The organism is Clostridium sp., from assembly GCF_051650885.1.
In the GTDB taxonomy this organism is placed as follows: Bacteria; Bacillota; Clostridia; order Clostridiales; family Clostridiaceae; genus Clostridium.
In genome coordinates this window covers 1-9,441 of sequence record NZ_JBOFRG010000099.1, presented here as the reverse complement: position 1 = coordinate 9,441, position 9,441 = coordinate 1, and the positions used below count along the sequence as shown (strand labels likewise).

The following is a 9,441-nucleotide window of genomic DNA, read 5'->3' as shown; positions in this document are numbered from 1 at the left end:
TACATAGATATTAATAATAAAATTCAAAAAAGCCATTTAGAAAAAGAAATATAGATAAATTAAAGTTATTATACTAACTTAATAACAAAAAGTATGGCGAGTACTATAAGAATAGGATTGATAGGGACTCGATTTATTTTTTTGCTAAAAAGATTAACTATTAAATTAATTACAACATAAGATAAAATTCCATAAATAATACCATCACCAATTGAATATGAAAGTGGCATTAAAATAATTGTTATGAAAGCTGGAAGTGCTTCTGTTATATTTGTAAAGTCTAAAGAGGTAATAATACTAAGCATTAAATAGCCAACATAAATAAGTGCTGGTGCGGTAGCACAAGATGGAATTGCTACAAAAAGTGGTGAAAAGAATAAAGAAACTGTAAAAAGACAACCTACAACAAAAGCAGTTAGTCCAGTTTTTCCTCCTTCTGCAATACCAGTACTACTTTCTATAAAAGTTGAAATTGCAGATGTTCCTAAAAAAGCACCCGAAGTAGTACCTACAGCATCAGCTAGCAAGGCTTTACCGATTCTAGGAAACTTACCATCTTTTTCTACTAAACCTGCTTTAGTTGCAAGTCCTAAAACAGAACCGACAGTACCAAAAAAATTAACAAAAAGAAAGGTAAAAGTAATTCCTATGAAAGAAAGAAGTGTTTTAATATTTGATATAATAAAATTATTTAAACTGAGGAGAAAAATTAGATGAAAAAAAAGATTTATTTAGTTGAAGATGAAAGAAATTTAAGTTTACTATTAGAAAAATATTTAAGTGTTGAAGGATATGAAGTAACTGTATTTAATTTAGGAGTAGATGCTCTTGAAAAAATAAGTGATAAGCCTGATTTATGGGTATTGGATGTTATGCTCCCAGATGTGGATGGATATTTTTTAATAAAAGAAATTAAAAAGGTAGATGAAGAAGCAAAAGTACTCTTTATGTCTGCAAGGAATAAGGAGCTTGATAGAGTCCTTGGGTTAGAGCTTGGAGGAGAGGATTATATTTCAAAACCTTTTTTACCAAGAGAGTTGGTTATAAGGGTGAATAGAATTTTAAAAAGAAATGAAAAAAATAGGGAGATAATAAATTTAAATGCCTATGTTATAAAAAAATTAGAAAGAACTGTATATAAAGATTTAATAGAAATTCCTCTTACAAATAAGGAGTATGAATTATTACTATATTTTGCTGAAAATATTAACATAGTTTTGTCTAGAGAACAAATTTTAAGCAAAGTATGGGGAAATGATTATTTTGGGTCAGATAGAGTTGTAGATGACACAATGAGAAGACTTAGAAAAAAACTTTATGAACTACATATAGCTACAGTATATGGTTATGGCTATAAACTTAGTTTAGGAAATTAGTTATGAAGTTATTTAAAATAAAATCATTGTATATGAGAATTTGGATAACATTCACTCTTTCCGTAATTGGAATAATACTAATATTAACAGTTTTATATGCAGTTGTTTTTAGAAGATTTCAATTAGAGAATAATGTTAGATATCTTATAAATACACAAGATAATATAATTAAAGAAATTGAAGGGGATACCTTTGATAATAAATATGCATTAGTTTATAAAGGAATAGGAATAGAAAGCTTTATATTAGTAAAAGAAGATGGAAAAAGCAAAATAGTTAATTTAGATGGAAACTATGATAGTGACGATATAAAATATTTTAATAGTAAAATACGTGATATTGCAAATGATGCTGAAATATGGATGGCATCCTATGCTAAAGAACCATCCTATAAAAATAAAGTTTTTGTAGAGAGGCATAAATTTGGAAATTCAAAGAAAGGATATGTTTTTGTAATAAGTAATGTTGTAAATAGTAAAAATAAAGAAGAATATATAGTGACTTATACAGAAGGCGTTTATACCCATGAAGCTATATACATAATTATTACAATAGGGTTGTTATTTATAATTATTAGTTTTTTTCTTGCAAAATTTTTAGCAGGATATATAACAAAATATTTAAAAAGTATAGAAATTTATGCAAAAAAGGTTTCTAAAAAAGAATGGACAGAGCCCTTAGAAATAAAAAGTAATGATGAAATTGGAAGCTTGATTCGTTCAATGAATAATATGAGGTTAGAGTTAGAAAAAGTTGATAAAGAAGAAAAGGTGTTTTTTCAAAGTATATCACATGATTTAAAAACTCCAGTTATGATAATACAAAGTCATGCAGAAGCATTAATAGATGGAATGTATGTAGGAAGCGTAGAAGATACAGCTAGAATAATAAAGAAGGAATCACAAATTTTAGAGAAAAAGATAAAACAAATATTATATTTAAATACTTTGGATTATATGCTTATAAATGATAAAGATAGAAGAGAAGTAGATTTAGAATATTTATTAGATGAAATATATTATAAATTTAGATTTATAAATAAAGAAATAAAGTGGAAAGTTTTCTTAGAAGAAAAAGTTTATATTTATGCAAATGAAGAAAAGATAGTAACAGCAATAGAAAATATAATAGAAAATTCCCTAAGATATGTAAAAGAAGAAATAGAAATTAAGCTTTATAAAACAAATGAAGGGATTACAATAGAAATTTTTAATGATGGAGAAAAAATAAAAGAAGAAGATTTAAAAAATATTTTTGAAAATCTATATAAAGGAAAATCAGGGAATTTTGGGTTAGGATTATATATTACAAAAAGAATAATAGATTATTATAAAGGAAATATTTATGTTATAAATGAAGATAAAGGTGTTAGATTTTATATAAAATTTAAAAATCACATAAAAATCACATAAAGTTCCCATAAAAAATATATTTTAATTAAGTAACCTAATAGAGTAAACCTATGAAAAATAGGAAAAATATTAGGAGTGATTAAATTGAATAAGTTTCAGAAAAGGAATTTAAGATTATTTTTATTAAGTTTAATAGTAATTGTCGTAGCGATAGCTTGCATAGGTTTTTCTATAATAACAGGAGCATTAAGCAATTTAGGACATATAAGAGAATATTCATATTCAGCAGATGTTGGAATTGCAGGAACTTTAATTGTAGGTGCTGCATTTTGTATGTTTTTATTTAGAAGAGTAATAAAATATTTAAGCATGGATGAATTAATAGATGCAGTATTAAAATTTTTTACAAAGATACTACAAAAGATACATATTCCATTAGGAATGCTTGCAGTAGGAGTAATTTCATTTCATGTATACATTTTTATAAGTTTAGGATTTAAATGGACTTTAGGATATATATTTGGGGCATTTGCAGGAATAGTTTTATTGATTATGGTAGTATCAGGACTACTAAGAATATTCAATAAAGGTATCAAAAGTCATAAAGGTCTAGGAATTGCATTAATAGTTTTAATTATTTTACATATTGCATTAATTAAATATTTTCCATTAGCATATATATAATAAAAAATACTTTCCTTGAATAAAGGATGGTATTTTTTTATGCAATTAATTCCAAAATTAAACAAAAAAATTAAAGGATTTAATCTGTATAGTGTTGAAATTAATATTAAGGGGGCGTAAAAATGAATGAAATTATCAATTTAGTAAATAATAGAATGTCACTTAGAAAATATAGCAATGAAAAAATTACTGATGGTGAGCTAAATTTAATTCTAAATGGAATAATGAGGGCACCTACAGCAGGAAATATGATGCTATATTCTGTACTTGTAATCAAGGATGAAGAAACAAAAGAGATTTTATCTAGAACATGTGATAATCAACCCTTTATACAAAATAGTGATACAATTTTAGTATTTCTTGCAGATTTGCAAAGATGGTACGACTTTTATGAAGTTTCTGATGTAAAAGAATATTGTGAAAAAAATAATCTACAATACAGAAAACCAGATGAAGGTGATTTATTTTTAGCAATGCAAGATTCTATAATTGCAGCTCAAACAGGAGCGTTAATTGGAGAAAGCCTTGGTATAGGTTCTTGTTATATAGGAGATATTATTGAAAATTATGAAATCCATAAAAAGCTATTTAATTTACCGAAGTGGGCAGTGCCAGCTTGTATGTTATGTTTTGGTAGATACGAAAATAAAGAAAAAATAATAACAGAACGATTTGATAAAAAATATATAGTATTTAATGAAAAATATAAAAATTTAGAAAAAGAAGAATTAGAAGATATGTTTAAAAATAAAAAATTCAGTGAAAAAAATATTTATAATGCTAAGAATTTTGGACAATTCAACTATGGGCGAAAAACAGGAGCACAGTTTTCAGAAGAAATGGGAAGATCCGTAAGAGAAATAATAAAAAGTTGGTGTAAATAGTAGACTAATAATAAAGGAAATAGAGCTTAAACTAGGGCTCTATTTTAGGTTTAATAGATAATTTATAAAATAGTAGAAATGATTTTAAATAAAATCCTCGTAAATGATGATAAATAAAAAACAAAAAATCAAATTCCTACAAAAAAATATACATAAGCACACATAAAATACATAATAATAGAATTTTTTATAAAATAAAGTCATTTGCTGATGAACGAAATATCTATAATATTTTACAATATATATTTACAATAATTACCAAAAAATATAAGATATTTGTATAGAAAGTAAAAATATTGTTTTGAAGAAGATAAATAATAAGAATATATTAGAAATATCGGAGGGGTTGAAATGACAATAAAAATATTACGACAATATTTAGAATTATGTAAAAAATTTAATGTAGAACCAACCTTAAGTGGTGCTAATAAATTTAAAAAAGATTTAAATGTTTTAGATAATCTTTTAAAGTTAGGTTTAGAACGCTTGGTTTTAGACATAGTTGGATAGATTATGATATAATAAAAGCATCAGAATAAAAAGGAAGTGACTTCTATGAAAGTAGCATTGATTGCACACGATAGAAAAAAATCAGAGATGGTGGAGTTTGCTAAAAAATACGAAGGAATTTTATCAAAATTAGATTTAGTAGCTACAGGAACTACAGGTGGTCTAATTATGGAAAATACAAAATTAAAAATAAAAAGATATAAAAGTGGACCTCTTGGAGGAGATCAACAAATTGGTGCCTTAATTCCAGAAGGTGAAATTGATATGATTATATTTTTTAGAGATCCTTTAACAGCACAACCGCATGAACCAGATATAAGTGCACTTTTAAGATTATGTGATGTATATAAATTACCAGTTGCGACTAACAGTGAAACAGGTAAAATGTTAATTGAAGGAATAGCTTTTGAAAATTCAAAATTACTTTAAATATGAGATAGCTACACATAGCTATCTTTTTTGAATATAAGCATTAATGAGAAGGAGCAAAAATGAAAGTAGATTTTTTTATGCCAGAATACATGAAAGATTTTAAATGTATCGCATCAGAGTGTGTCGATACTTGCTGTGCAGGATGGGAGATAAACTTAGATAAAGAAACATTTTTAAAATATAAAAACAGCACGGAAATATTAAAAGAGGTTGTTTGTGGAAAATTTTCTGAGAGTATGGAACATACTGACGATTTAACATATGGATATATGAATGTTAAAGATAATAAATGTCCTTTTTTAGATAAAAACTTATTGTGTGAAATACATGGAAAAACTAATGAAGAAAATTTAAGTATAACTTGTAGAAGATATCCACGAATATACAATATAATTGATGGGATATATGAAAAAAGTGGAACTTCTTCATGTATAGAAATTTGTAGAAAAGCATTTCTAAAAAAAGAAAAAATGGAATTTATAGAATGGGAAGAAGAGATTGATGTAGATAATATTAGAATTGGTAGAATTTTAGATACAGAAGCTTTTTTAGATAGTGGAAATATACTAGAGTATTTTTGGAATATTCGAATTTTTACTATAAATGTAATGCAAGAAAGAAAATTCACTATTCTTGAAAGATTAAATATATTAAAATACATTTATAAGTACATACTAAAAGAGAATATGGAAGGTGAATTTTATGTAGATGAGTATTTAGAAACTGTAGACTTAGATAGTATTTTAAATAAAGTAAATACAGTGGATAATAATATTCAAAAACATATATTTTCAGAAGAAGTAACAAAAACTATCAGAGGGGTTCGATTCAAGAAACTTTTGAAAATGAAAAATGACACTACTTTAAATGAAATTAATATTAAAGAAGCTTTAAGTAAATTTGATTACATTCTAGAAAATTATTTGGTTAATCATATATTCAAGGAAGTAATCCCCTTTAATAAAGGTATTAACTTAGATAAGAGTATAGATGAATTAATAACTATATATTTCATAATTGAAGGGTATTTAATTCAATTTATAAAAGGCATGCAAGGAAATATAACTGATGATGATATTATAAATATAATCCAGGCTATAAATAAGGATTTAGAACATAATAAAGATTTTAGAATGAGTTTAGGTTTAATATAAAAAGGAGGTTTGTTTAATGAGCAGATATGATTTTTCATTATTTTCAGGTGAATTAATCTTAAAAAATAGCCATACTTATGATGAAAAAAGAATGTGTTTCAATAGAGCTATAAATAAAAAACCATTAGCAATTGCATATTGTGAAAATACAAAACAACTTAGAGAAGCATTAAATCTAATAAAAAAATATAATTTTCCTTTTAGAATACGTTCGGGAACACATCATTATGAAGGATTCTCTACAGGAGATGATATTTTTGTTATAGATATAAGTAAAATGAATGGCATAGATATAAAGTTTGATGAAAATACAGTTACTATTGAAGGCGGAGTTAGAAACAGAGAATTATATGAGGCAGTTGGAAAATATAATATTCCTTTTCCTGGTGGAGGATGTCCTACCGTTGGAGTTATTGCATATACTTTAGGTGGAGGCTGGGGATATTCAGCTAGACATTTAGGACTTGGAATTGATAGCTTAATCTCTATAGAGTTAATGAATTCAAAAGGTGAACTGCTAAATGCAAGTGAAACTGAAAATGTTGAATTGTTTTACGCTTTAAAAGGTTCAGGGGGAGGAAATTTTGGTATTATTACAAAACTAAAATTTAATCTTCCTAAAAAAGAAGAAAACGGAACATTAGTTTTGTTAGAAAAAAATAATATTTCTATTGAATACATGACTAAGATATTTTTAAATTGGGATAAAAATATTAAATCGTTAAATGAAAGATTAAATATGAAAATTGCTTTCTATAAGGATAAATCTAAAGGACTAGGTGTAAAAATCATAGGTATTTTTTATGGAGATATAACTGATTTGAATAAGGAATTGGGGAAATTAGTTAAGTTAGATGAATTTGAAAATAATTCTAAGTCGATGTCGATATTAAATATAAATAGATGGATACAAGATGCACATCCTGATTATGAAAAATATAAATCAACTGGACGATTTACTAAAGAAAATTATAAAAAAGAAGAAGTATTTAAAATACTTAACATATTAAAAGAACCTAATGAAGGCTCTGTTTATACTGCAATTTCATTATATGGCTTAGGGAAGGCTACTTATAATAAAAAAAGTGAAGATTCTTTTTATTATAGAAATGCTAAAGGAATAATCGGTTTTCAATCAGTTTGGGAAGAAGATATATTTGATGCGAAAAATAAAGCTTTTGTATTAGAAAATTTCAAAATTATAAAAGAATTAACTAAAGGATCATTTGTAAGCTTTCCATTAAAGGAATTAGATAATTATATGGATGAGTACTATGGTGAATATAAGCATAAACTAATAGAAGTAAAAAAAATGTATGATAAAGAAAACTTCTTTAAATTTGAACAAGAAATAAAATAATAAAATGAGGGCTATCTTAAGGGAATAGTTCTCATTTTTTGTGATATAATTTAGAAAGAAAATTATATAGAAAGAGGAGTTCTTATGAAAAAAGAATTATTAAGAAGTTTACCAAAAATGGATAAACTTTTAGAAGAAGAATACATAAAAAATTATATAGAGCAGTTTGGTAGAGAAAATATAGTAAAAGAATTAAGAAAAATCATTGAAAGCTTTAGAAAAGCTATTTTAAATGATGAAATACATAATGAAATAAAGATAAATGAAGTTTTTAAAATTCTAGATATTAAATTAAAAGAAAATTATACTGGAAGTCTTCAAAATGTTGTAAATGGAACTGGAGTTATTATACATACAAATTTAGGACGTTCTTTATTAAGTAAAAAGGCACTAGACAATATTATTAAGGTAAGTACTAATTATAATAACTTAGAATATGATATAGATTCAGGAAAACGTGGATCTAGGTATAACCATATAGAAAAACTTTTAACTCATTTAACTGGTGCAGAAGGAGCATTAGTTGTAAATAATAATGCAGCTGCAGTTCTTTTGGTTTTATCTGAAATAGCAAAAGGAAAAGAAAGTATAGTATCAAGAGGAGAGCTTGTAGAAATTGGTGGTTCATTTAGAATTCCAGATGTAATGGAAATGTCAGGGTCAAAGCTTAAAGAAGTCGGGACCACTAATAGAACCCATTTATTTGATTATGAAAAAGCTATATCAGAAGAAACGGGAGCACTAGTTAAAATACATAGTTCAAATTTTAAAATTATTGGATATACAAGCGAAGTATCTTCAAAAGAAATTGCAAAGCTAGGAGAAAAACATAATATTCCCACCATTGAAGACTTAGGAAGTGGTGCTTTAGTAAACTTAGAAAGATTTAAAATTTCAGAGAAAACAGTAGAAAGTGTTGTTCAAGATGGAATAGATATTATTACATTTTCTGGAGATAAACTTTTAGGGGGGCCACAAGCTGGAATAATCGTAGGAAAAAAAGAATACATAGAAAGAATTAAAAAAAATCAATTACTTAGAGCATTAAGAGTTGATAAATTTACCCTTGCAGCATTAGAAGGAACTTTATTAGATTATTTAAATGAAGAAAATGCATATAAACATATTCCAACTTTAAATATGATAAATAAAGATATTTTGGAGCTAGAGGATAAAGGAAAAGAGTTTATAAATAAATTAAAAAAGGTATCATCAAAATTAAAGATAGAATTAATTAAAGATGAAGACTATGTAGGGGGAGGAACACTTCCAACATATATATTAGATGGATGGAGCTTAGAATTTAAAAGTGAACTTTTAACTGCAAATGATTTAGATAAAATTTTTAGAGCAAATGAATATCCTATTGTTGGTAGAATTAAAAATGATAGATATAGATTAAGTTTAAGAACATTGAAATTAGAAGATATAGATATAATAGAAGAATCGATTAAAAAGTTGTAGAAAGAAGGCTTTATTAGTGAAACATATAGTAATAGGAACATCAGGACATATAGATCATGGAAAAACATCGTTAATAAAAAGTTTGACTGGAGTAGATACAGATAGCTTAAAAGAAGAAAAGCTAAGAGGAATAACTATAAATAATGGTTATACAAATTTAACATTAAGTAATGGTATAAATGCTGGAATTATAGATGTTCCAGGACATGAGAAATTTGTAAAAAA

The 9,441-nt window shown here is 25.7% G+C and carries 11 protein-coding genes; 10 read left to right on the top strand and 1 reads right to left on the bottom strand.

The window, feature by feature from the left end; genetic code table 11:
- Nucleotides 1–68: 68 nt before the first annotated feature.
- Nucleotides 69–644, bottom strand: a complete 576-nt coding sequence (locus tag ACRC28_RS04515; protein WP_438542262.1) for a solute carrier family 23 protein — start codon at nt 642–644, stop codon at nt 69–71.
- A gap of 69 nt (nt 645–713) precedes the next feature.
- Between ACRC28_RS04515 and ACRC28_RS04510 the strand changes: the two genes are divergently transcribed.
- The 10 genes from ACRC28_RS04510 to ACRC28_RS04465 form a co-directional block, all read left to right on the top strand.
- Nucleotides 714–1,376, top strand: a complete 663-nt coding sequence (locus ACRC28_RS04510; protein ID WP_438542261.1) for a response regulator transcription factor — start codon at nt 714–716, stop codon at nt 1,374–1,376.
- A 2-nt stretch (nt 1,377–1,378) separates the two neighbouring features.
- Nucleotides 1,379–2,788, top strand: coding sequence for an ATP-binding protein (locus ACRC28_RS04505; RefSeq protein WP_438542260.1), 1,410 nt, complete (start codon nt 1,379–1,381; stop codon nt 2,786–2,788).
- Between the two features lie 84 nt (nt 2,789–2,872).
- Complete coding sequence (locus ACRC28_RS04500) at nt 2,873–3,412, top strand: hypothetical protein (RefSeq protein WP_438542259.1); 540 nt, start codon at nt 2,873–2,875, stop codon at nt 3,410–3,412.
- A gap of 122 nt (nt 3,413–3,534) precedes the next feature.
- On the top strand, nt 3,535–4,296 hold the full coding sequence (locus ACRC28_RS04495) for a nitroreductase family protein (protein ID WP_438542258.1): 762 nt from the start codon (nt 3,535–3,537) through the stop codon (nt 4,294–4,296).
- Between the two features lie 351 nt (nt 4,297–4,647).
- Complete coding sequence (locus ACRC28_RS04490) at nt 4,648–4,806, top strand: hypothetical protein (protein ID WP_438542257.1); 159 nt, start codon at nt 4,648–4,650, stop codon at nt 4,804–4,806.
- Nucleotides 4,807–4,851: 45 nt separating this feature from the next.
- Nucleotides 4,852–5,235: a methylglyoxal synthase gene (mgsA, locus tag ACRC28_RS04485; RefSeq protein WP_438542256.1), complete on the top strand. Its 384-nt coding sequence runs from the start codon at nt 4,852–4,854 to the stop codon at nt 5,233–5,235.
- Between the two features lie 62 nt (nt 5,236–5,297).
- On the top strand, nt 5,298–6,392 hold the full coding sequence (gene fliB / locus ACRC28_RS04480) for a flagellin lysine-N-methylase (protein WP_438542255.1): 1,095 nt from the start codon (nt 5,298–5,300) through the stop codon (nt 6,390–6,392).
- A gap of 16 nt (nt 6,393–6,408) precedes the next feature.
- Nucleotides 6,409–7,752, top strand: coding sequence for an FAD-binding protein (locus tag ACRC28_RS04475; RefSeq protein WP_438542254.1), 1,344 nt, complete (start codon nt 6,409–6,411; stop codon nt 7,750–7,752).
- Nucleotides 7,753–7,836: 84 nt separating this feature from the next.
- Nucleotides 7,837–9,216, top strand: a complete 1,380-nt coding sequence (selA, locus tag ACRC28_RS04470; protein ID WP_438542253.1) for an L-seryl-tRNA(Sec) selenium transferase — start codon at nt 7,837–7,839, stop codon at nt 9,214–9,216.
- A 16-nt stretch (nt 9,217–9,232) separates the two neighbouring features.
- On the top strand, nt 9,233–9,441 hold a 209-nt coding region (locus ACRC28_RS04465), incomplete at its 3' end, for a GTP-binding protein (RefSeq protein ID WP_438542252.1).